General features: G+C 69.1%; 16 protein-coding genes and 2 pseudogenes. 7 read left to right on the top strand and 11 right to left on the bottom strand.

Annotated features, from left to right (window positions below; genetic code table 11):
- Window positions 1-7: 7 nt before the first annotated feature.
- The 3 genes and pseudogenes from ABZW32_RS24510 to ABZW32_RS24520 form a co-directional block, all read right to left on the bottom strand.
- Window positions 8-274: pseudogene (locus tag ABZW32_RS24510) on the bottom strand (peptidoglycan bridge formation glycyltransferase FemA/FemB family protein); the annotation flags it as partial.
- Between the two features lie 169 nt (window positions 275-443).
- Entirely contained in the window at window positions 444-2042 is a 1599-nt protein-coding gene (locus ABZW32_RS24515; RefSeq protein WP_356219278.1) for an alpha/beta hydrolase, read from the bottom strand.
- A 652-nt stretch (window positions 2043-2694) separates the two neighbouring features.
- A pseudogene (locus ABZW32_RS24520) lies at window positions 2695-2907 on the bottom strand (peptidoglycan bridge formation protein FemAB); the annotation flags it as partial.
- 272 nt (window positions 2908-3179) lie between these two features.
- Here ABZW32_RS24520 and ABZW32_RS24525 point away from each other — a divergent pair.
- Window positions 3180-4292 carry a hypothetical protein gene (locus tag ABZW32_RS24525; protein ID WP_356219280.1) on the top strand — a complete coding sequence of 371 codons (1113 nt, stop codon included), beginning with the start codon at window positions 3180-3182 and terminating at the stop codon, window positions 4290-4292.
- 48 nt (window positions 4293-4340) lie between these two features.
- Here the strand turns inward: ABZW32_RS24525 and ABZW32_RS24530 are convergent, their stop codons facing one another.
- Window positions 4341-5360 (bottom strand): hypothetical protein, encoded by a 1020-nt coding sequence (locus ABZW32_RS24530; RefSeq protein WP_356219282.1) that lies wholly within the window; start codon window positions 5358-5360, stop codon window positions 4341-4343.
- A 31-nt stretch (window positions 5361-5391) separates the two neighbouring features.
- Window positions 5392-6084, bottom strand: a complete 693-nt coding sequence (locus ABZW32_RS24535) for a hypothetical protein (protein WP_356219284.1) — start codon at window positions 6082-6084, stop codon at window positions 5392-5394.
- 451 nt (window positions 6085-6535) lie between these two features.
- On the opposite strand from ABZW32_RS24535, the gene ABZW32_RS24540 reads away from it, so the two are divergent.
- Both ABZW32_RS24540 and ABZW32_RS24545 read left to right on the top strand, forming a co-directional pair.
- A complete protein-coding gene (locus ABZW32_RS24540) occupies window positions 6536-6718 on the top strand; it encodes a hypothetical protein (protein ID WP_356219287.1) in 183 nt (60 codons plus the stop codon).
- Window positions 6719-6821: 103 nt separating this feature from the next.
- Entirely contained in the window at window positions 6822-8225 is a 1404-nt protein-coding gene (locus ABZW32_RS24545) for an MFS transporter (protein WP_356219290.1), read from the top strand.
- A gap of 670 nt (window positions 8226-8895) precedes the next feature.
- Here ABZW32_RS24545 and ABZW32_RS24550 read toward each other — a convergent pair.
- The 3 genes from ABZW32_RS24550 to ABZW32_RS24560 all read right to left on the bottom strand — a co-directional run bounded on the left by ABZW32_RS24550 (window position 8896) and on the right by ABZW32_RS24560 (window position 12620).
- Window positions 8896-9798 (bottom strand): Ig-like domain-containing protein, encoded by a 903-nt coding sequence (locus tag ABZW32_RS24550; RefSeq protein ID WP_356219346.1) that lies wholly within the window; start codon window positions 9796-9798, stop codon window positions 8896-8898.
- A 169-nt stretch (window positions 9799-9967) separates the two neighbouring features.
- Window positions 9968-11287 (bottom strand): MFS transporter, encoded by a 1320-nt coding sequence (locus ABZW32_RS24555; protein ID WP_356219292.1) that lies wholly within the window; start codon window positions 11285-11287, stop codon window positions 9968-9970.
- A 94-nt stretch (window positions 11288-11381) separates the two neighbouring features.
- Window positions 11382-12620 (bottom strand): MFS transporter, encoded by a 1239-nt coding sequence (locus tag ABZW32_RS24560; protein ID WP_356219295.1) that lies wholly within the window; start codon window positions 12618-12620, stop codon window positions 11382-11384.
- A gap of 396 nt (window positions 12621-13016) precedes the next feature.
- Here ABZW32_RS24560 and ABZW32_RS24565 point away from each other — a divergent pair, with 396 nt between their 5' ends.
- On the top strand, window positions 13017-15980 hold the full coding sequence (locus ABZW32_RS24565; protein WP_356219298.1) for a DUF11 domain-containing protein: 2964 nt from the start codon (window positions 13017-13019) through the stop codon (window positions 15978-15980).
- A gap of 108 nt (window positions 15981-16088) precedes the next feature.
- Here the strand turns inward: ABZW32_RS24565 and ABZW32_RS24570 are convergent, their stop codons facing one another.
- A complete protein-coding gene (locus tag ABZW32_RS24570) occupies window positions 16089-17222 on the bottom strand; it encodes an NAD(P)-binding domain-containing protein (RefSeq protein ID WP_356219301.1) in 1134 nt (377 codons plus the stop codon).
- A 235-nt stretch (window positions 17223-17457) separates the two neighbouring features.
- Between ABZW32_RS24570 and ABZW32_RS24575 the strand changes: the two genes are divergently transcribed.
- Window positions 17458-17883, top strand: coding sequence for a hypothetical protein (locus ABZW32_RS24575; RefSeq protein WP_356219304.1), 426 nt, complete (start codon window positions 17458-17460; stop codon window positions 17881-17883).
- A 26-nt stretch (window positions 17884-17909) separates the two neighbouring features.
- The gene (locus tag ABZW32_RS24580) at window positions 17910-18935 is read left to right on the top strand and encodes a hypothetical protein (protein WP_356219306.1); all 1026 of its coding nucleotides are present in this window, start codon (window positions 17910-17912) and stop codon (window positions 18933-18935) included.
- Here ABZW32_RS24580 and ABZW32_RS24585 read toward each other — a convergent pair.
- Window positions 18887-19516, bottom strand: coding sequence for a GNAT family N-acetyltransferase (locus ABZW32_RS24585; protein ID WP_356219309.1), 630 nt, complete (start codon window positions 19514-19516; stop codon window positions 18887-18889). The genes ABZW32_RS24580 and ABZW32_RS24585 overlap by 49 nt on opposite strands.
- A gap of 306 nt (window positions 19517-19822) precedes the next feature.
- Here ABZW32_RS24585 and pstS point away from each other — a divergent pair, with 306 nt between their 5' ends.
- Window positions 19823-20944 carry a phosphate ABC transporter substrate-binding protein PstS gene (gene pstS, locus ABZW32_RS24590; protein ID WP_356219312.1) on the top strand — a complete coding sequence of 374 codons (1122 nt, stop codon included), beginning with the start codon at window positions 19823-19825 and terminating at the stop codon, window positions 20942-20944.
- A gap of 50 nt (window positions 20945-20994) precedes the next feature.
- On the opposite strand, the gene ABZW32_RS24595 is transcribed toward pstS, so the two are convergent.
- Complete coding sequence (locus tag ABZW32_RS24595) at window positions 20995-23463, bottom strand: hypothetical protein (RefSeq protein ID WP_356219313.1); 2469 nt, start codon at window positions 23461-23463, stop codon at window positions 20995-20997.
- Between the last annotated feature and the right edge of the window lie 158 nt (window positions 23464-23621).

Consider the following 23621-nt stretch of genomic DNA (forward strand, 5'->3'; position numbering starts at 1 on the left):
AAGCTTGCTACAGAGCCTTGTTGGCCGATCCGGGCACGGCGGTCTGCCACTCGCCGACGGTCTCGACGACCTGCCCTCCCGTGCCGGGCTTCCGGCGCGGCAACCCGAACGGGCGATCACCGGGGTCGAGGGTGGGCGCGACGCCGCGCATGTCGTACTCGGCGGCTGTCAGTGCGAGCGCGTCGCACATCGTGCGCCACTGCAGGGCATTGCCGGGGCGCACCTCACGCCGGTGATCGGCGGACGCCACGGTCTGGTACCAGACCCGCGTTCCCGCCACGAGGCCATCTTGGTGAGCATGTCACCCAGAGAGAGTCACGTACGGTGATGGCGCGACGGCCAGTCGTCAGGACCTCAGCGTTGGCTGAGTGTTGAAGGCTGCCCCACCGGACGTTGGTGAATGGTGACTGCGGCGCGGCTGCTTCAGTAGCGGTCTGGTCCGTTCAGTAGCGGTCTGGTCCGTTCGGCAGCGGCCTGGGCGTGGTGGTGTTCTGGCGTCTGGTGCTGCCTGCCGGATTGGTGCAGGTCACGTCCTCGGTCGGCAGCTGGCCCGTCGTCAGATAGCTGTTGACCGAGGTGTCAGCACAGCCGCCCTGGGGGTACACGATGTGGCCTTCCCCGCCTTCAACCGTCACCATGCGGGAGCCCTTCAGTGCGCGGTGCAGCCCCTGCCCGCTGGACAGCGGGGTGTTCGGGTCCCATTCGTTCTGCACGATCAGGACGTTGGCATGCTTGTCCATGAGGGTTGCCGGCTCCAGCGGCTTGTCCCAGAAGGCGCACGGCTTGATGTTGGAGGAGATGTCCCCGAACAGCGGGTAGATCTTCTTGTCGCGGGCTGCGTCCTTTGCGTACTGCTCGGGATCGCGGGGCCAGGTGTCGGTGTCTCCGCACACCACTGACCACCACACCGCCGTACTGTTGTCTGCGGGCCGTTCGTCCGCTCCGGCTATTGCGGGGGCGTCCGGACTACGTTCGGTCAGTGCCTTCTTCAGTTTCTCGGCGTCCGTGCCCGCGGGCAGCGGCTTGCCCTCGGATGCCGCCTTCAGGGCCGAGAACAGCTCCGTGAAGAACGGCGGGTAGTAGGCCAGGCCCCGCGCGTTTGCACGGATGTCGTCCCCGGTGACCTCCGGGGGCCATCCCCGTCCGTTGAACTTGATCGGCTCCTTGTCGGCGCCCTCGACCAGTGCCCAGAAGGTGTCGGACACCGCTTCCGGGCTGTCGCCCAGCCCGAACTCGGCGTTGTGCTCGGCTGCCCATTTCGTCCACCGGTCGAAGTCCGGTGTGGACTGTTCCGCCCAGACCTGTTGCATGCCCCGCCAGACCCGGGCCGGATCCACCCCACTGTCGAGGACGAAGCGATCGGTCCGCTCGGGGAACATCTGGGAGTAGACCGCGCCTACGTACGTGCCGTACGACCCGCCCAGGGCGGACAGTTTCTGCTCGCCCAGCGCCGCGCGTATGGTGTCGATGTCGCGTGCCTCGTTCCGGGTGGTGATGTACGGCAGCACGTCACCGGCCTTCTCCCGGCACTTGTCAGCCACCGCTTTCGCCCATGCCACGTCGGAATCGAAGGTCTCCGGCCGGTAGGGGCGCTGGAAGTTCTGCTCCTCCTCGGTCAGCCCGCATGTGATCGGGCTGGACTTGCCCACACCGCGCGGATCGAAGCCGATCAGGTCGTACTGCTCACGGACGCCCTGGGGGAGCGAATTGTCTTCGACAAGAGGACGGTCGAGCCCGGATCCTCCTGGCCCTCCAGGTATGAGGAGGAGAGCCCCATGTCGCTTGGCCGGGTCCGTGCTCTTGATCCGGGAGATCGCGAGATCAATCGTGGGGCCATCAGGATGCTGGTAGTCGAGTGGGACCTTCAGCGTGGCGCACTCGAACGACTCTTGCTGATCAGGGTCGCACCGCTGCCATTCGGGCTTCTGGTCCAGATACCGGCCTGCCGGTGCAGCGGTGGCCTGTGTCACAGCGAGCAGGGGCAGACTGGTGGCGACGAGTCCCGTGGTGGCGAGCAGAGGCGCGAGGCGTTTCCGACGCACGAAGATGTTCCCTTTCGTTGGAGGCACGGACCCGGACACTCTGCCGCCAAGTCCTTTGGACCTGCTTCGACGGTGCCTTACGGGAATGATGCGCACCCAAGTCACGACATGACAGCCTTGGGCACTGGCCACGCTGCAACCTGCGGATCGTGTGGGCAAGAGCAGATCGTGCAGCCGGCGGGGTGGATTTTCGTCCTCCGATCGGCCGTGCGCCGAATTCCGCTCTGGTAATGGCGCTCTCGGGATCAAGGGTGACGATCACGACATTGCTTCCGGAGGCGGCTCTCGTGCACCCTCACGGTCGCGCCTTGCTCCCGCAGCCCCGGATCCGACAGATGGCGAAGCAACACGATCGTGCGGACGGCACGTCCGACCTCGTGAAAGGAGGCGGGGCCACCAGCCGGTCCCCTGCGCGGCTCGCGCCAGGTGCTCCGGGATGCCGCGGGCCGGCAGGCGCTGGTCCAGCTCGGCTTCCAGTGCGGCGGCGGAGGCGGTGCGCTCGCGGCCTTGGCGCTGTTTGAGCGAGGGGTACCCCTGTGGTGGCGGTCGGGATGCCGGCCTGCTCGCGGAACTGGGGGATCCGCGGTTCCACGCGCTCCCAGAGCAAGAACACGCTGCGGTCGCGTGAGGTCGCAACGAAACGGCGCGTCGACGCCTTCACGCTGGAGGCGTCCCAACGGCGGTACGCCGGTGCCGGCCCCATCCGCACGGAGAAGGCGCCCGCCTCCCGCAGATGCCGCATGAGCGGAACGAGCCAGCTGTCCATCGCGGACCCCTGCCAGTCCACCACGGGCCCCTCGGGCAGATAGGCGAAGTACCTCCTGGTCCCGGGGAAGCGACGGCAGAGAACGATTCCGGCGCCGGATCCGGCGGCGGCAGCCGGCGGGTCCGACGGCCGGGCTCGACCGGCCTGTACAGGCCGGGGTCCGGATGGTGCCGTCGACCCGTTGGCCTGCCTGTAAGGGCGCGACTGCCCGGTGGGTGGGGACGAGACTCGTAGAAGTCGAAATTCTTCACATTCAAGGCGGATCTATCGTGCAATGGGAAAAGTATCCGGATGCCCTGTGCTGCATTTCATCGCACACCGGCACTCCAGCTCCGGCTTCGGTTGCCGATGTTCTCGAGGCGTGCCGCCAGGTGGTGAATCCTGATCTTCTCGTCGAGGAGCGCGAGGGGAGCCTCCCCGCTCTCATCGGCGACCTCAGGGCGGAGTATGGGCTTCCGGCCGACTCCGAGCCGCCTCAGGACTTCGTCCAGTACCTGTGGCTCATCCTCACGGCAGAATACGACGGGGGGTTCGTCTTCACGCTGGCGGAGGACGGGAGCAAGTGGGTCGCGCCCGCCCCCGACACCCCCTATTCATCCTGGGTCCCGTACGGCGAGTCCGCTCTGCAACATGCGGAATCGATCGATGTGACGGGTGCAGCGGACGCTTTCTATCCCGCACTGGAGAACGCTGCCTGGAGTTCCCTGGCGATCATCGGAGCCACTCCGGGAATCAATGACGCAGATGTCGTGGTGGTCCCGAACGATTTCAACCTGCAGGGGAACAATACTGCGATCACCATCAAGTCAGCGCAGCAGGTCAAGATCTTTCACCTCGCAGTGGAGGCATGCGCGGACAAGAGGGAGTGGACGGGCAGATTTGATGTGAAGAAGGTTCAGGAGCGACTTCACATCAATACGATCCTACTGAAGCAGGGCCTGGCGGAAAACGCCGGCACGGAGCTGGAGGGAACCCTCTGGCACGAATGGGGCCATGTAATTCTCGACGCGCCCGAGTCCGGTCGGGTATTCGCCCACGAGCTGGCGAATATACTTCAGCAAAAGGGCGGGGAAACCACTCTCGCATGGTATCGGAACCGCTCCAGGGGATACTACGCCCGAACGGCCGTGGAGCCCGGTATCGATGCGCTCACGGCTGTCGTCTCCAAGTTCCTTCCCGAGCAGGAACTTGCGGAGTTCCAGGCCATTGCGGGACAGGTGGCCACGACCAGGCAGACGGCACGGGACAGGCGGCGGGCGAATCAGCTCCCCGCGGCCCCTGCCCCGGTCGAGCCCGGTGACGTGATCAGTGGCACTCTGCAGGAGCTGAGGGACCGTATCGGCCCTGCGGCACGTACCGCGAAGTTCATGGGCAAGCTGGAGGCCGGCGGCAGGGTCAGACTGGCGGACATCACGTGGGGAGTCATCAGGATCGACACGCTCACGGGGGGTGAAGAACGGTACGAGCTGAGGCGCATCTCGTGACCCGGACGCGGCGTGACCCCCGGCGATGACGGGCGGGAGCGTCACCGCCTACCACCCGGGATCGGCCTTGCCGCCGGCGTCCGAGACGTTGATCTGCTGGAACACCCTGGCGGAGATCCTGAGGATCGCCTGCAGCACCATGTGGTCCTCGATCCGGAACCCTGCCGAAGAGGCGACACCGAGCACCTTCAGGTCGATATCCAACGCCTTTTCGCTCGAGGCGGTCACAGGCCGGCTACCGCCTGCATCGGGAAGGTAATAGTTCTGCCGATGCGATTCGATGACATCGTTGCGAGAGTCATCGGCCGGCCCGACGATATCGGATAGGATCATCGACTTGAGGATGTCACCCATGAGGCTCAGCGCAGTGTCCGCAGTGATGAGTCCGCTGAAAGCCTCATGCGCGAGCATCCGGGTAACGATGACACGGAGCGCCCGCTCGTTCTGAGCCTGCCGCTCGCTTTCTTCCTGGCCGCGGATTACGTCTTGGACCCTTCTGTCGATCCATTCGGACGAGCACTGCTCAAGGGCGTGCAGCTCCGCCTCGTCGAGCCTGATCCTCTCGATCATTCCCCTTTCGATGTCTGCGGACACATCACCCCTGTCGCGCCTATTTTCGAGAATGTCCCGCGATTTTTCGATTACCTCTCTCAGCTTCGACACCTTTCGATCCAGCAGGGCCTCTGCATCGGAATTCAGTATCGCCAGCCGCCGGGCCTTGGATTGCTCCAGCTCCCTCGCCTTCTCTTCCTGGTCATCCGCCGGGGCCCGCCCTCCTCCCGCGACGACGAAGGGGGGACCGTTGAGCTTGCGACGGGAGGCTTCGGCGATTCGCAGGACATCATCCACGAGATCCCGAATGTACTTCGAGTTGGCATCTGATTCAGAGTTTTTAATCAGCGTTTTACTGAGCGCGGATATCCTTTTCTCTGCGGACAGCAGAAATTCGACGGTCAGCCGGTCCCCCTCGACCCGCTCCCGCAACGCCTCGCGAATTTCGACAAGGCCGTCGACGGCTGCCTGCCGATCCGGATTCTGCTGACGGTTCCTGCTCTTGCCTGTTCCCACGATCCATCTCTCTTTCGATACCGGCACGCCATCAGTTGAATGATTTGAGCTGAGCAGTCAGAATTTCTTTCATCTCCTCCAGGACCGATATCACCTGACTGTCCGGAGAGCACCCGGAGGGAGACTCCCCGGATTCAAAGAATTCGAAATGCTCCGACCATCTCGTCGATATTTCCTCGCGGATCGCCGATACCTCGTCGAGGTCGAGGACACCGACCGCCAGGACACGCTCGCGGATCTCCTCCCAAATGCGCACCCGGTCTTCGTCGCCCAGTTGCCGGAAGTCCTCGGAGGCGATCCTGCTGAAGATCCATTCAGCGGCAGATTCCGGATCGATGCCCCAGGGTCCGTCGACCGTGTTCAGCCTCGCGTAGACCCACCCGTTCACCGCACCGTCATAGCGGGCGTACATCGCCTTCTCATCGACCCACTGGGCATCCGCCCAGCCCGCGTTCAGCACCGCGAGCTGTTCGAGCAGTCCGTGCAGGTTCTCCGGGGAGAACTGCCGGAGGCCCGCCGAGAACCAGGCAGCGGTCTCACTCCCGCTCCAGGAGGACTGCTTCTCCATCAGCCACTGACTAAAGTCGTCGAAGGTGGCAGAGCGGTCGAAGAGGCATGCCAGTTCGGGAAATGCATCGGGAAGTTCTGCCACGATGCCGTCCCTGCGCTCCCGAACGGCGGAGATGAATCCGTCGAAATCGTCGCCGTTCTCAAGAGATGACATTTCCGGACTCCAATGACCCTAGTTTCCCGACTGGCGGCCCGAACGGAATCTCCCGGAGACTCGGAGTCGCCAGACCAAGGACATCAAATTACTCAACCGGGATATCCGGGGAACAGAGCCCGCCAGGAAACAGATCGGGCACTCTCCGATTGCCGGTCGGGCAACGTTGCCTGATCCCGATCATTCCGCTCTGGGGCCACCGGATTTCGGCGATCACATTCCTCTTTTCCGGACGGTACCGGCGGGAGCCGGGGGGAGGCGGGGTCGGCCGGAGGGGGCAGCACCGGGTGGTGTGGGCCTCCTCCGGTGGTTCAACCGTTCGGATGGTGAGTTGCCGCCGGGACCGGCGGAGCATCGATGTCAGTGCGGGACCCCTTCGAGGAGCCGGGTCGAGAGGCCGAGCAGGCCTCCCCCGGCGGCAGGGCCCCGCGAGCCGGAGAGGAGCACGATCATGCGAGAGACCTTCCACTGGACACGCGGCACGACGGCTGTGAAGACGACCCGGGCCTGCGCGGCCCCCGGTCCCCGCACGCTGGACCCCGTGAGCCGGCTCCTGGCCGACCTGGCCCACTACCTGATGACGCCGTGCCCCGCCGCCCCTGCCGCGGCGGACGGCGGTCGCGAACAGCGCTGACCACGCAAATCGCGGGGCCGCAGACGCGGGCGGGCATCCGCCGCCCGCGTCTGCGGCCCCGCTTCCGCTCCCGCCGGGACGCCGAAGGAATGAGGTACCGCCCATGGCAGCGTCGCCCACGACCGCTACCCCGCCGTCGGCCGACCCGGACCGCACCCGTGAGTGGCGGCGGCTGCACACGAAGCTGAAGCTCGCGACCCAGATGGGCCAGGGCATCGACGGCTACATCATCGGCGGTATGGGAATGGCGATGGGGGCGGTCACCACCGATCTGCGCCTCTCACCGCTGATGGAGGGCCTCGTCGGGGCGTCCGCGCTCATCGGCATCTTCGTCGGCGGCCCGCTCTTCGGACGGCTGGCAGACCGCTTCGGGCGCCGCCCGGTGTTCCTCGTCGACATGCTGATGTTCCTGGTCGGCTCGGTGCTCCAGTTCTTCGTCGTGGACGGCCTCCAGCTGTTCTGGGTACGCCTGGTCATGGGTGTGGCGATCGGCTGCGAGTACGCGATCGGCGCACCGCTGCTGTCGGAGTACGCACCGCGGCGCGGACGGGGCCGGCTGCTGGCCAGCCTGGAGATCAGCTGGTACGCAGGCTACGCGCTGGCGGCGGTCGTGGGGGCGGTGTTCGCGCGCGTCGACGGCGGCTGGCGCTGGTCACTGTCCAGCAGCGCCGTGATAGCCGTGATCTGCATGGCGTTGCGCGGCGGCATTCCGGAGTCCGCCCGCTGGCTGCTGAGCCGGGGCCGCCGGGAGGAGGCGCAGACGCTGATCGAGAAGTACCGCATCGAGGTCGACGTCGCCGCGGAGCTGGACGAACGCGCCGGTGCGCGCGGGGAGGGCTTCCGGGCCCTCTTCAGCCGCCGGTACGTCCGCAGTACGGTGTTCGCCAGTTTCTTCTGGGCTGCTCTCGTGCTGCCGTACTTCGCCATCGGCACCTTCTGGACCCAGGTGTTCGAGGCTCTGAACATGGGCGGCAACGCGGTGGGGGCGCTGCTCCTCTACTCCCTCACCGCGGTGGCGGGCGTCACGGCGGGCTGTCTGGTCGTGGACCGCATCGGACGCCGCAAGCTGCTCATCCCGCCGTTCTGGATCACCGCCGGCTGCCTCGCGCTCGTGGCGGTGTGGCCCACGTCCACGCCGGTCGTCGTCGGCGGGTTCCTCTTCTTCATCTTCCTCAACTCCGCCTCCAGCGCGCTGACCGCCGTCTACCCCCTGGAGGTCTTCCCCACCTCGCTGCGCGCCACCGGCGTCGGCTTCGCCACGGCGATGAGCCGCGTGGGCGCGGCCGTGGGAACCTTCCTGCTGCCGATGGGCCTGCACCGCTTCGGCGTGGAGTTCGTCCTCCTGGTCGGCGCGGGCGTCCTCGCCGCCGGCGCACTGGTGTCACAGTTCCTGGCGCCCGAGACCGCCTCGCTGGATCTGGCCGAGGCGGCGCGTACCGCACGCGGCGGCGGCATCGCGGAGCCGCACGGCGGCGCGGTGCGCCCTGACACGCGCCGTACGGGATAGAGGCCGGTGCGAGGAAAGCCGTACGGGCCGCGCCCGGTCATGGGTCCCGGTTTGCGATCCGCTGATTCGGGGCGTTTTGGGGATTGGTCTGATGGGGTGTCGACTGGCGCTGAGGGGTTGGGAGAACGTCGGTGTCCGGGATGTGGTGAGTCCTTGGCGCCGAGCGCCGGCGCGGGTGCGTCCTTCTGCTCCTCTGTGTGTCGCTGCGGGCCGTGGCGGCGTCCACGGCGTCTGCGGGCGCGTCTGGCGGCGGTGAAGGATGGCGTCGGCGTGGTCGCGGGCGCTGCGTGCGGACACGGACCGGAACCGTCGTCGGCGTCAACTCTGCAAAGAGACCGTCAAGCGAGGAGCCCATCTCGGACGCCGCCGGCCTGGGCACGACCAGCAGGCAGATGTACGAGCAGGCCCAGCAGCCCACCCGGTAACCCACATCAAGACAGGCCCCGGCGCCCCGCAGGATCGCCGGGGCCCAGTGCTGTGCCCACCCACAGCACCGCATGTCTCATCAGGTTCAGACACAGGGACTGACGGGGCGCGGCCATGAGGCACGCGGGCCGCCCGCCCCGTCGGGACGGAGCGGGCGCGGCGGGCGGGCGGCCGTCCGGTGGGCGCCGGCCTCCGTCGGCACGGCGCCCGGGACCGGTACCCGGTCCCGGGCCTGTCCGCGGCATCAGGTCGCGGAGCCCTTCGTCCAGGCGTTCCAGGAAAGGTTCCAGTCGCCGAAGCCGTTGTCGGGCCGGATCGTCCGGCCGTCGGAACGGGTGACGACGACGATGTCCCCGACGAGGGAATGGTCGTAGAACCAGGCGCCGGGGGTGTCCGGGTCCTGGCCGCCCTTGACGTCCCTCAGCCCGATGCAGCCGTGGCTGGTGTTGACGGAGCCGAAGACGTCTTCGCTCCCCCAGTAGTTGCCGTGGATGAAGGTGCCCGAGCTGCTCAGGCGCATGGCGTGGGGGACGTCGGGGATGTCGTAGGCGGGCCGGCCGTCCTCGTCCGTGAAGCCGACGGTGGACCCGTTCATGCGCATCTCGTCGCGCTTCTCCGAGATCACCATCTGGCCGTTGTAGGTGGGGCTGTCGGGGGCGCCCGCGGAGACCTTGAAGGTCTTGACCCGTTCGCCGTCGCGGACCACGGTCATCGTCTTGGTCTCGGCGTCGACGGTGGAGATCTGTGAGCGGCCGATGTGGAAGGCGACCGTCTCGTTCTGTGCGCCGCCGATCCTCACGGTGACCTCGGAGTCCGGCTCCCAGTAGTGCCGGGGGCGGAAGTCGAGCCGGGTGCGGCCGAACCAGTGGCCGACCACGTCCTGGTGGCCGGTGGAGGTGACCTGGATCGCCGACTGGACGGCCTTCTCATTGGTGACGGGTTTGTCGAAGGCCACCGACACGGGCATGCCGACACCGACCGTGGAACCGCTCCCCGGGGTGATGCGGCCGACGGCTCCCCCGGGCGCGAGGACGGTGGGGGTGTCCGCGGCCTCCCGGGGCTGTTGGGCGGTCACCTCCGGGGCGGTGGGCGTGGCCGCGTGCGCCGTCGCCGGGAGCGCCAGTGCAGCGGCCGTCGTCGCGGCCATCAGGACGGCGGTCCGGAAAACCTTCCTCACGTGTTCACCCTTCTCGTGGCGGAACCGGCCTCCATCCTGCGCCGGAGGGTGGTTCCCGGCGTCCCCCGATCGGTCCCCGTCCCGGGTCGCCCTCGGGGTGTGATCGGGGGATCCCCGGGCACGGCTTCGAGCGGCGGGGTCAGCGCATCCGGCCCCGGGTCTCCGGTACCCGTGTCAGCGTCAGGAACAGGAGCACGGCGGCGGCGGATCCCGCCAGGTAGTAACCCGGTGCGGTGGCGGTGCCGGTCGCGGTGACCAGGGCGGTTGCGACCAGCGGGGCCGTCCCGCCCAACAGCGCGTAGGCCGTGTTGTAGCTGACGGCCGCCGAAGTGAACCGGGTCCGCGTGGTGAAGACCTCCATGAAGAAGGCGTAGCAGCCGCCTCCGTAGACGCACAGCGCGACGACGAACAGCAGCTGGCCGAGGGCCGCCAGCAGGAGCGAACCGCTGGTGACCAGTACGAAGCAGGGCACGGACAACAGGGCCAGGGCCGCCGAGCCCGCGATCAGCATCGGTCTGCGGCCGACCCGGTCGCCGAGCAGGCCGCCGAGGGGCAGCAGCACCGTGTACGCCGTCATGGCCACGGCGTTGATCGCCAGTGACTGCTCACGGCTGAGGCCGCCGACGGTCTGCGCGTAGGTGACGAAGTAGCCGGCCAGGCAGTAGAAGCCCATGGCGGTCAGGCCCAGGACGACGACGACCCGGAGCATCGCGGTCCTGTTCTCGCGCAGTGCCCGGCGCAGCGGGGTGTGCCCGGTGTCGTCGCCCCCGGAGCGGATCCGCCGGAACTCCGTGCTCTCCTCGGTGTGCCGGCGGATCCAGAGGCCGATCAGTGCTGCGGGCAGGGCCAGGAGGAACGGTACGCGCCAGCCCCAGGTCGTGAAGGCGTGGTCGCTCATCGAGGCGCTGAGGAGCAGGATGAGGGTGCCCGCGACGACGGAGGGCAGCGCGGTGGCGGCCAGGGTGACGTTCAGCCAGGTGCCGCGGCGGTGGGCGGGGGCGTGCTCGAACACGAACGTCGGTGCTCCGACGGACTCGCCGCCGGCCGAGAAGCCCTGGACGAGCCGGCACAGCACCAGGAGGGCGGGTGCGGGCCAGCCGATCGCCGCGTGGGTGGGGAGCACCCCGATCGCCGCCGTCGCGACACCGATCGACAGCAGGGTGATGTGGAGGACCCCGCGGCGGCCGATCCGGTCACCGAGCGCGCCGAAGAACAGTCCGCCCAGGGGGCGGGCCGCGAACGCGACGCCGAAGGTGGCGAAGACGGCGAGCAGCCCCACCAAGGCGCTGTCGTCGGGGAAGAAGAGGACGGACAGGGTGACTGCCGAGAGACCGTAGAGCGTGAAGTCGTAGAACTCCACGAACTGGCCGACGCTTCCGGAGGCCAGGGCCCGCCGCTGCATCGGGGTGGTGCGCCAGGGGCGCAGGGCGGTGGAGCCGTTCGCGATGGTCGTGGTCATGAGGGTCCTCCGGGCGTACGGATCGGGACACCGCGCTGTTCCGCCACCCGGGGGGCCTGCGCAACCGCCCGGCGCGGGGCTTCCTGCCGTGGTGCTAGGACGGCGGAGCGACCGGGCTCGCGGGTGTCGCGGTGCCCGGTGCGCGGGGCCCCGGCCCGTCGGCGTCCGGGCGGCTGTGGGAGACCCGCAGGTCCGGGAGCCGGAAGGCGCCGGCCGTGATGAGGAGGCAGGTGCAGACGACGACGGAGAAGCTGATCCGCAGGGACCAGTGCTCCGCGATGAAGCCGATGGCGACCGGCCCGAGCAGCAGCCCGCTGTACCCGAACATGCCGGCGCGGCTGATCGCAGCCGCGCTCCGGGCGCCGCCCGCCAGCCCCGCCAGGGAGAACGTCAGCGGTACGACGACGCAGACCGCGGCGCCGACCAAGGCCAGGCCGACGAATGCCGCGCCCACCCACTCCGTTGCCGTCAGGATCCCGAAGCCGAGGGCGGCCAGCAGCCCGGCACCCGCCAGCAGGACGCGTCCTCCGGCCTTCTCGGTCAGCCGGTCGCAGAACAGCCGTCCCGCCAGCATCGCCAGCTCGAACACCGGGTAGCCGAGCGCCGCTACGGCTTCGGACACGCCGAGGCTGTCGTGGAGGTGCAGGCTGCTCCAGTCCGCCACGGATCCCTCGGCGAGGAAGGCGCAGAACATCAGCGCGCCCAGGAGGTAGATCACGCGTGGCAGGGGTCCGCTCCCCGCGGCGGTCTCCTGCCGGTCGGCGTCGTCCGGGTCCTGGGCCCGGAAGTGCGGCACCGTGAAGAGGGCGATGGGAAGGGCCAGTACGGCGGCCAGGGCCACGGATGCGGTGAACCCGAGTCCGGCGGCGGCGGTGCCCGCGCCCAGCAGTCCGCCCAGCACCGCGCCCAGGCTCCACCCCGCGTGCATCTTGCCCATCAGCGGGCGCCCGGAGGCGCGTTCGAGTTCGGCGGCCTGTGCGTTGGCGGCTACGTCGACCAGGCCGAACAGGGCGCCGAAGACCAGCCCGCCGGCCGCGAGGAAGGGGAAGTTGGGCGCGAAGGCCAGCAGGGACAGGCTCGCCACGGCGGCCGGTACCGAGTACCTCAGGACGCGGTGGCTGCCGTGGGCCGCCATCAGGCGGGCGGCGAAGTACATGGCCGCGAGCGCGCCGGTGCCCCAGGCGAGCACCTCGATGCCCACCTGGGCTTCCGACAGGTCCAGCTTGTCGCGCAGCGCGGGTATGCGCACCACCCAGACCGCGCTGATCGCTCCCACCAGCGCGAAGGTGGCGGCCGTGGCCCGCCGGGCCCGGACGAGTTCGGTCGCGGACATGAACAGCCCTTCCTCCCGTGCGCGCATCCAGTAGCGCCGCGATCCGGCCGGGCCGCCGCGTAACCCGCGGCCCGCACGCACCGGTCCAGTGGACGACGGACGCGGGCCTCCCGGCAGCCCCCGATCGAACCCACCGGAGGGTGAAGCGCGCCGCCCGGGCCTCGGGCAGCCGGCCGGGGCCGCCCGAAGTGCTGCCCGGCAGGCCGCCCGGTCGGCGCTGTGGCGCATTTGGGGCGTATAAGACGCTGGGCTCGGACAACGATCACCGGGATGGACCCGGGGCGCGGAGATCATCACTCCGGCGGGGGCGCTGTCCACCGTGGCACGGCCGGGAACCGGGGCCGTGCCTTCCAACATCACAACGGGCCGCAGGCGTGTGGTCGGGGACGGAGCGCAATGTCGAAGCGACGCAAGCGGAGGCCGTGGAAGGTGGTGGTCGCCGTCGCCGCGGTCGCCGGGGCGTTGTTGCTGATGCTGCCGGAAACGCAGGAGCGTGCGATGGCGGAGGACGAACCCCAGGGGCCCGTCCTCACGATCCAGAACAGCACTCCCACGACCTTGTACGTCGCCGAACAGGCCAACTGGTACCCCGCACCGGGCGAACTGAAGCCGGGCGAGTCGGTACAGCTGGAATCCAATGCGCTTCCCGGCACCACGGGCAGTTCCCTGACCTACAGGACGGCCTGGCATGAGTACGTGGTCCTGAAAGTGTTCCAGGGTGCGGTCGAATGCGATGCCCCGCACACCCGGCTGACCTGCGCACAGGACCTCACGGGCAACAGCATCGTGATCACCTCGACCCAGACCGAGCCCAAGCCCCCGAAGGTGACCGCGAATGCCGACCGGCCTCGGGCCGACCGGGGTGACGAGGTCACCTACACGGTCACGGCCGAGAACCCGGGGCCCGCAAAGCTCACCGGTGTCACGCTGATGCACCAGGTTCCCGAGGGCACCACGCTCGTACAGAACACCCTGAAGCTGAACGACAAGCCGTACGACAGCTCCAAGGCCCAACCCGATGCCGAGGGCCGCATACCGTTGAAGGCGGGCGACCTGGCCGCCGGCGGAAAGGCCACCTTCACCTTCAAGGCGAAGGTGAAGGACGACGCCGTCAACAGCACGATGGACCTCACCCCCGAGGTCGCGTACGGGGCCCAGTACTACGACCGGCTCTCCGTCCGCTCGGCCCCGGTCCGCACCGCCCTGGCGTCGGCCGACCTCTCCGTGTCCGGCGCGTTCACCCCCGACAAGCCCGTCGCCGGGCAGAAGACCTCCTACGAGGTGACGCTCCGCAACGCGGCCGGCGGCGACGCCGCACGGAACACCAAGCTGCGGGCCACGGTGCCGGAGGGGCTCACGAACGTGTCGACGCGCCTGGACGCCCCCAAGGGTGACTGCAAGCTGACCGGCAGCGAGATCGAGTGTGGTCTCGACACGCTGGCCGCGGGCCAGAGCGCCAAACTCACCGTCACCGGAACGCTCGACGCCGGGCACGGCAACCGCTCCCTCCAGGTGAACGCCAAGGCCTCGGCCTCGACGTTCGACCCGATGCCGAACAACAACGAGACGGTGCTCGTCGCCTCCTCGAAGGCCGCCAGCGACCTGTCGGCCGACATCGTCTCCTCCGCCGGTACCTCCGCCACGGCCGGCGACTCCGCCACCTACACGGTGCGGGTCCGCAACGCCGGCCCTTCCCGGGCCGAGGAGGTCAAGGTCGGCGTGGAACTTCCGCAGGGTCTGGCGCGCACCGGCCACACCACCGGCAAGGGCGCCTACGACACGGGGACGGGCCAGTGGCTGCCCGGTTCCCTCGGCGTCGGCGAGACCGCGGAGCTGAAGGTCACCGGCACCCTGCCGGCGGATGTGGCGGAGGTCGTCGCCAAGGCGGCCGTCTCCGGGAAGCACGAGGACCCGGCGCCGGACAACAACACGTCCGAGGTGAAGACCGCCATCGCCCAGAGCGCGGACGTGTCGGTCGAGGCCGCTTCGGAACCGGCCGGCGAGGCCAAGGCGGGGGACTCGGTCGCGTACACCTTCACCCTGCGCAACGCCGGTCCCTCCACCGCCAAGGACGCCGCCGTCAGCGTGCAGTTGCCGCCCGGCATGACATCCAGCAGCCACGAGGCCGACCACGGCGAACTCGACCCCGCCACCCGGGTCTGGAAGGCCGGTGACCTCGCCAAGGGCGGCTCTGCCAAGCTGACCGTACGCGGGCTGCTGCCCGCCGACGTCGACGAGGCCACCGCGAGCGTCACGGCCTCCTCCGCCACACCCGACCCCAAGCCGGAGAACAACACCGCCGACAGGACCGTCAAGGTCAGGCAGAACGCCGGCCTGTCCCTGGCCATGGTCATCGACGAGCGGGAACCGAAGGCCGGCTCCACCGTCGCCTACACGGTCAAACTCCACAACTCCGGCCCTTCGACCGCCAAGGGCGTCGAGGTCACCGACCGGATGCCCAAGGGGTTCGAACTCCTCGAACACAAGACCGGCGCGGGCTCGTTCGACCCCGGCTCCGGCATCTGGAAGGCCGGCGACGTCCCCGTCGGCAAGACCGTCGAGCTGGTGCTCAAGGGCAAGCTGCCCGCCGACACCGCCGACCTGACCAACAGCGCGGAGATCACCAAGTCCGCCGTTCCCGACGGGGACTCGGTGCCCGGCGACGGCGGTAAGACCAAGGACGCCCACCGCGCGCAGGTGAGCACCCCCGTCAAGCAGGTCGCCGCCCTCAAGGTCACCAAGGAGGTGGACGACCCCACGCCGTTCACCGGCGACCGGTTCGTCATCAGCACCAAGGTCCTCAACCAGGGGCCGTCCACCGCCCGCAACGTCCACGTGCAGGATCTGCTGCCCCCGGACCTCGAGTACGTCTCCGACGACTCCGACGGCGCCTACGACCCGAAGACGGGCGACTGGCGTCCCGGCGACCTCGCCTCCGGCGCCGACGCGACCCTGAAGATCACGGTGACCACCGCCACGGTCCGGACCCTCACCTCCCAGGTGCGGTACGCCGCGTCCGACGCCTACAACCCGACGCCCTGCATCGGGGTGTGCGCCGAGGTCGAGATCACGGCCAAGGCCCAGCCGGATCCGCCGGAGTCCGGCGACCCGGACGCCACCGACCCCGACGGTGACGGGGGCGACCCCGCCGACTCCGGCGGCACCGGGGGCGACTCCGGCGACGCGAGGGACAGCGGGGACAAGGCGGGTGCGGCGGACAAGGCGGATACGGGGGACAAGGGCATCGGCGGTGTGCTGGCCTCCACCGGATCCACGGCGCTGGCCGTGGGAGGTGGCGCCCTCGCGGTCCTCGGGGTGGGCGCGGGCCTGTACTACCTGGCTCGCCGCAGGTCCGGCTGACCGGCCCGGAAGGACGCCCGGCGGTGTGCGGGAGGCGGGGCCGCGGGAGCGGGCCGCCCCCGCACACCGCCGGGCGTCAGCGCGTCAGCGCGTCAGCGCGTCAGCGCGTCAGCGCGTCAGGGCATCCGAGATGAGGGATGCGGCCACGGGCGCGGCCCGGACGAAGCCGAAGAAGGGCCCGAAGTCCTGTGTGGCGACGAACCCCGTCATGTGGAAGCCCGGTACCGTCGTCCGCTGCCGTTCGTCCAGCACGGGGAAGCCGTCCCGCGTCGCGATCAGGTCGGTCACGGGGCGCAGATAGGGGATCCGTCCGACGTCGGCGCGGTAGCCGGTCGCGAGGATCACCTGGTGGGCGCTGAGCACCTGCCCGTCCGTGAGGGTGAACCGCAGTCCGCTGCCCGTGCCCGCCCGTTCGACCCGGCGCACGTCGCGTTCGGCGTGCACGTGCACCACCTCGGGGTCCAGGAGCGGAGGGAGCCACGGTTCGAGGGTGGCGCGCCCCGCCGTCCAGCAGCGGGTGACGATCTCCTGCCGCTCCTCTTCGGGCAGGTGCCGCCACCATCCCGGTTCCTTCAGGGACTTGTCGAGATAGTCGTCGAAGAAGGACCAGCTGACGTGCTCGAAGCGGGGCACGGGATGGCGGTGGACCAGGTCCACCCGGGCGGCGCCGTGTCCGGCCGCCAGCGCGGCGCACTCGTAGGCGCTCTGCCTGCCTCCCACGATGACGACGTGCCGGCCGGCGACCCCGTCGAAGTCGACGGCGTCGCTGCTGTGGAGGGCGACCTCGCGCGGCAGGGTCTCGGCCCAGGCGGGGCGGTGCGCGAAGTGCTGTACCCCCGGGGCGGCGACCACGGCCGCCGCGCGGACCGAGTCGCCCCCGGCCAGCCGGACGCTGAACGCCCCGGCTTCCGGGACGACCGAGGCGGCGTACTCCTCGACCACGTCGAGCTGTTTGCGCTCCCGGAACCAGCGGGCGTAGTCGAGGAAGGACGCCAGGGGGAGCGGCAGGTCGGCCGGTGTCCCACGGGCCGCCAGATAGGCCTCCATGGTGTGCGTGCCGGCCGCGTCCAGATGCCAGTCCGTGCCCGAGCGCAGCAGCATCCGCGCCGGCATGTGGTCGGTCCAGAACCCCATGGGACGGCCCAGGACCAGTGTCCTGAGCCCCTTCTCCTGCGCGGCGGCGGCCGTGGAGAGCCCGAAGGGGCCCGCGCCCACGACGACGAGATCCAGTCGGTCTTCCACAGCGGCCTCCGTGCTCTGCTCGTCCCGGCGCCATCGTATGACGCGGAAGCCGGGGCCGCCGGTCCGGTCGGATTCCATCCCGCCCCTCTGTTGCGCAATCGGGCAGGGCGTGAATTTCCTTCCGGGAAACGGGACGCCCCAAGGAATGCCCGAGACCACCTTCTTCGATGAACAGGGACACGCTAATGTGACGAGCCGATCACACCGGATCCGGACTTCCCCAGCGAGGAACAGCATGAATGTTCAGGAGTATTCGTTTACCGTTTGGGCACATGCTCTGATCGAGGCGAAGGAATATCTCCAAGCCGATGGCTGGGAAGATTTCAGAGAGGGGTTCACCGCATACTGCGGAGATCGTCTCTACGACGTCGACGGGTTCTCCGACGCCGCGGAAGACCTGTGGAGGTACTGGTCCGAATCCCGCCCGTTCCCCTCGGATGCCCTGGAGCTCGCCACCCTGGTGAAGGAGTACGCGCACAACGCGGCATTTCCGGACCCGTTCGAATCTCCGGCCGAAAACCAGTCGAGCAGGTCAGTGGAAGGCGCCTATCAGCACATCATGCAGACCGTACCGGGGGCGGAGAACATACCCACATACGAATTGTTGTCCATCATGCTCGAAACGATCGACACGATCGAGCCGACCACACACGCGCAGTAACACCCGACGGAGGGCGGAGGACCCGTATGGAGCCCAGGGAAGAGAAGGACGTATCGCCCGAGATTTGGGGCCGGCTGAGAAAGGAAGTAGCGGACTACTTCGGCAACGGCAACGGCGGCGACCTCGCGCGCCTGCGTCAGGACCTGGTCGACGCGATGAGTCGTGTCGACAGGCTGCGCACGGAGATGGGTGCCGCGAAGCAGCAGGGGAACGCGCAATCGACCCGGGTTCTGCGAGCAGAGGCATACCGGGAGAAGCGCAAGGTGGCCGGCAGAGTGAAAGAGATCCTCGCATCGGGCAATCTGAACATGCCCGAAGGCGCCAGAGACTCCATCGAGGAGATCGCCAATTTGCTGACCGGAGACGAAACCGCGTTCATCGGTGACGATCCCGGCTGCTACACGGTCGAAGAGGTCGACAAATTCCTCAAGCAAAAGCTGGCTGGCAGAGCGCAAGAACTGGCAGTCTATGACAAATTCGTCGAGCAATTCATTTCAGGCCTCCAGGCCGGGGAAAGTCGACGCGCCGCAGACAGCAGGGGAAAAATGGAGGCGGCGACCAGGGTTGCCGCAGAGCACGCCCGGGCGGCGGAGCAGGAGCGGAACGACAAGAAGAAGAGGGAGAAAGCACAGGCGTCACGAAACAATCTGACCGATAGATTTCAGACCGTTTTGGCGGAATATACCGCCGACGAGCCGGGAAGCACGAGGTCTTTCCTGACCATCGATAACAGGATGTACACTGCCAACTCGCGCGATCCGGCGCGTATGCAGGCACTCAAAGCCGTGCTCGACTCCCGCCGGAACGGAGATCCGCTCAAGAGCCGTGCGACCGACGTGGGAGCCTGTGCGGAGCCCAAGGCCCTGGCGTTGTACCTCCAGGGCCGGGGCGTCGACGTGGCCCACGGAGACAGCACCACCATCCTGAGGGCATTGAAAGGCCTATCCGGTGCGAAGTGCCATTCGTTCAACAACGGGAACTACATAGAGCCCTGCGTCAACTGTCATCCCTGGATGCAGAGCCTGGGAATCCATTCCAGTTTCGGTTCCTGAACCGGTTCCGGTCCGGAGGAGCGCAGCCTGCCCATGGCCGCGTAGGCATCGTGGCGGACGGAGACGGCCAGCTCGGTGAAGCCGAGGGAGGCGTAGAAGCGCCGGGCCGGTACGGCGGATCGGTCGCGGGTCAGCAGGATCCACCGCTGGGAGACCGGCCGGCACAACCCGGCCATGAGCGCACTGCCGACCCCACGGCGCCGCACCCCCGGATCGACGTGCAGTTCCAGGACGGTGTAGGGACGGCCGAGCCCCACGAACGGCCGGTCCCGCGGGGTGTCCCCCAGTTCCTCCATGAGATGGCGCGCCCAGTGCCAGGCAGGGTCCAAGGGGGCCCCGTACGCGTACCCGACGAGCTTCCCGGCACTGAAGGCCCCGACGGCGGCGACCTCGCGGGACTCCGCCCTCCCTCGCAGCATGGCGAGCCGCATCCGCTCCTCGAAACGGTCGAAGCCGTTGGCACGGCACTGAACGGCGAGCACCTCTTCCAGGTGCTCGCTCAGTACCAGGGGCGCGTACGAGATCGCGGCGGCGGGGCCTGCGACGGGGTCCGGTGGATTCTCCTGCGTACTGCGCGACACTGCCGGGGCTCCTCTCGCCGGGGAATTCACCCCATGGCAGCAGCGGGCACGGATCCGGGTCAGGGCCCGGAGGGCTGCTCTTCGGGCAGCCGAACGGGCCTGCGGTTCCCGCACCGGTCGCATCCGTCGGCTCCCCGAGGTGCGCACCGCTGCCGGGCATGGCCTGATGGGGCGTGGAAACCGACCTTCCGTCCCGGCGGTCCGGCCCGGCGCGGTACCCCGGACGACCGTTCCGTACCCGGGTGCGGTCCCCAGGGGCCCTCCCGGTCCTGGTGTCCATCGGTACGGCCGTCAGAGGGATGACCGATGGTGAACCGACTCAGAGCGCTCCCCCGCGCCGCCGCGGCGAGTGTGTGTGCCGGACTGCTGCTGACGGCCTGCGGGTCGAACGACAATGCCGGACCGGCCACGGCGACGTCCCCCGGTGTCGGCAGTGGGGCGATCGACTGCGGGCAGGCCAAGGGCCAGGTGCTTGCCTCGGGTTCCAGCGCGCAGGCCAATGCCATGAGCCTGTGGACCAACGCCTTCATGGCCGCCTGTCCCGGGGCGGACGTCAACTACAAGGCATCGTCCTCCGGGGAGGGCGTCACGGCGTTCACCCAGGGAACGGTCGCCTTCGCCGGCACCGACACCCCCCTGCAGCCCGCCGAGGTGGCGGCCTCCAAGCAGGCCTGTCCGGGAGGGAAGGGCATCGACCTGCCGATGGTCGGCGGTCCCGTGGCGATGGGCTACAACCTCCCCGGCGTCGACAAGCTGGTGCTGGACGCCCCCACCGCCGCGGAGATCTTCACCGGGAAGATCACTAAGTGGAACGATCCCGCCATCGTCCGTCTCAATCCCGGGACCGACCTGCCGGCCCAGACCATCCAGTCCTTCCACCGGTCCGACGACTCCGGCACGACGCAGAACCTCGGCCTCTACCTCGGCAAGGCCGCACCGGCCCAGTGGCCCTACCCTCCGGCCAAGCCGTGGCCCGCGCCGGGCGGGCAGGCGGCGGCCGGGTCCTCGGGTGTCGCGGCGCAGGTCAAGCAGGTGGCGGGGGCCATCGGCTACTTCGAGCTGTCCTACGCCACCTCCCAGGGCATCCCCACGGTCCGCCTCGACACCGGGGCGGGAACCCCCGTCGAGGCCTCGCCCGCGAGCGCCTCGAAGGCCATCGCCCAGGCGAAGCCGGCGGGCACCGGCGGGGACCTGGCCCTGGCCCTCGACTACACGACCAAGGCGGAGGGCGCCTATCCGCTCGTACTGGTCACCTACGAGATCGTCTGCGACACCGGCAACGCGAAGAGCACGCTGCCCAGCGTGAAGGCCTTCCTCGCCTACACCGCCTCACCCGGCGGACAGGACATCCTCACCAAGGCTGCCTACGCTCCCATCCCCGAGGCGGTCATCACCAAGGTCCGGGCCGCCATCGCCTCCCTTTCCTGAGGACCGGTGGCCGGGCACACCTGGCTGAATGCGACCGCCGGCCGGGGACGCTACAGCTCTCCCTCCACCGGGGGGTCCCGGTAGGCGACCTGCTTGCCGAAGAACTCCAGCCATTCCCTCTCCGGTTCGGAGAGACCGTTCATGAGCTCGGCCTGCTCGGCGGAGATCGGCTCGTCGGGATTCTCGTTCCGCAGCTGGAACGCCAGCGAGAAGATCCGTGTCACCCTCAGGTAGGCGCTGTGCAGCGCGTCGTCCTTCGTGATGAACCGGAAGTACCTCGCCCGGACCGTGGGACGGTGTTCGAGCTCGGCGAGGGCACGCTGGATCGTTTCGAACCGTTCGAGATCATCGGCGATCCGGGAGACCTCGTCGAACCGCATGAGCGGCTCCACCCAGTCCGCGAGGGAGTCCATCAGCTCCTGTGGCAGCCCGAGGTGATCCAGTCCGACCGGGATCCCGTTCTCCAGTTCCCTGGTCGCCTCGTCGAGGACGCGTACGTGCCCGTAGAGGCGGCCGAGTTCGTCCATGGGGGTGAGCTGCCGGCCCGAGGGGTCGAGAAGGATCCCGTCCTCGACGGTGAAAGCGCCCGCCGGAACGCCGAGCGTCTCCTGCACGGCCAGCAGCTGCTCCAGCCCCGGATCGTCCCTCTTCAGCTCCAGCAGACGGCGGGCGTCCTCCATCCCGTACGAGGTGACCGACAGCCTCTGCCGGTCCTGCGCGTAGAGGGTGAGCGTCTGGAACCCGGCGTCGCGGAGCTCCGCTTCCCCCTCGTAGCTCAGGAAGAAGGTCACGTCCCAGCGGTCCGCGCCCGAGCCCGGCCCGAATCCCGAGGCCGCCGCGCTGCACGTGAATCCCCGGCCCCGTTCCTCCCGGTAGGAGTGGATGCCGTCGAGGACGTTGGACGGGGTCGCGGGCGCACCGCCGGAGAGGAGGGTGAACCGGCGCACCCCGGGGTAGTCCCCCGCCGGCGCGGGCAGGCCGGGGTTCACGTCCCTGGTGGCCCGGCTCCAGTTGCGAAGGACGCCCCGCAGCGCGTCACGGCGGTCGTCGGGGTGGAACCGGCCGTCCTTCAGGGTGCCGCGCCTGCCGTTCACCACCACCTGCGCCTCGCCGTCGGCCGGGTTGACGTGGAGCACCCTCACCTCCACGGACTCGGCCGTCGCGCCGAGTTCTGAGCGGGCCCGTTCGAGCAGTCTCAGGAGTGCCTCGCGGTCCCTGGTGTCCGTCAGGACCCGGGGGTTGGCCAGTTCGTCGAACTTCACGGCGAGCGAACCGAGGCGCAGGACCGGTCCGGCGAACGGGATGAACGGGGCGGCGCCCTCGAGGGACGTACCGGACGACGTGTTCGCCCATTGGAGTGCGGGAGCCACGGCCGGGCCCGCGGTGGTCGCGGTGTACGAGGCCTCCGCGGCCACCTTGCCGGCCGACTCGCCCGACGGCGGAACCCGGTATTCCCGGCCGATGTGTTCGGTCACGACTTCCCGGTGCGCGGCGTCGGCGTCGGCGATCTTCGCGATGGTGAGGCGTTCGATCAGGTTCAGCGCGACGGTGAGCGTGCTCGCCGCGGACACGGCCGCGGCGGTGATGGCGGGCGACACCGCGACCGCCAGCAGGCCGAAGCTCTGGATCAGGGCGCTCAGGACGGTGACCGCGAGGCCGATGGCCAGCTGTGCACCGGCCACGCGGGGGTGCACCGAGGCGAAGTTGGCGCGGATCTTGGCGGAGGTGTCCTCGGCCGCCCAGCGCACGGCCTCCCTGCTGAAGTCGGTGAGTGCCGCCCCCAGCGCGGTTCCGGCCCGCGTGTACTGCACCCAGGCGGCGAGGAGTTCGTCCTGCGCCGCCGTCCGGCCGGCCGGGCCGGGCCGCCCCCTCAGCCCGGTACAGGCGGCGCGCAGGCGCGCCTCCGCACCGCCGAGCCGTGTGTAGGCCTCCGAGAGCACGGCCATGCCGGCGGTGGGGCCGCTTCCGGCTCCCTTGGCGTGGATCTCGTAGAGCTCGATGAACTTCGGTTTGACGACGCGGGTGTGGGCGGTGAGGACCGCTTCCATCTGGCAGAGGGTCTTCTCGGTCATTCCCGGGTCGGCGGCCGCGGCCGCTTCCCACTCCCGCGTCTGGGCCTTGGAGATCGCCAGGGCGGCGTTGCTCCGCTGCCTCGCCCGGACCTTCTCCTCCGGCACACCGCCGCGGAACCACGACCCGCTCCCCCGCTCGGCCTCCAGCTCCGCCCGGGCCCTGCGCTTCTCCTCCTCCAGCCAGGCGCGGACCTTCCCGCACTCCTCGAAGAAGGAGAGCCCGATCAGCAGGTTCCAGGACTCCAGCCGTTTCCCTGCCGCCGGAAGTGCGGTGAGCGTCTTGCGCAGGCTCCCCGTCCGTGCGTACCCCTGGCCCAGTTGCAGCCAGAGTGCGAGGTCGGCCCGGCTCTTGGCCGGGTGCGCATGGGCGTACCACCGGTTGAAGAGGTCCGTCCAGGGCTTCCCGTGCCTCAGGAGATCGCGGACGTCCCGGGGGCGCTTCGTCATGACGAAGTCCAGGTCCGTCCCCGGCGGTACCCATGGTGGAGCCGGCACGTACGTCCTCCCTGTCTCCGGTTCGCGCCCGCGTCCCTTCCGGAACGGCGGGTGCGGGGGCGACGGATTCACGCCTCCCTCGCGTCATGACAGCAGCGGCACCGCCGCGG

This window comes from Streptomyces sp. NPDC004667 (genome assembly GCF_040609475.1).
In the GTDB taxonomy this organism is placed as follows: domain Bacteria; phylum Actinomycetota; class Actinomycetes; order Streptomycetales; family Streptomycetaceae; genus Streptomyces.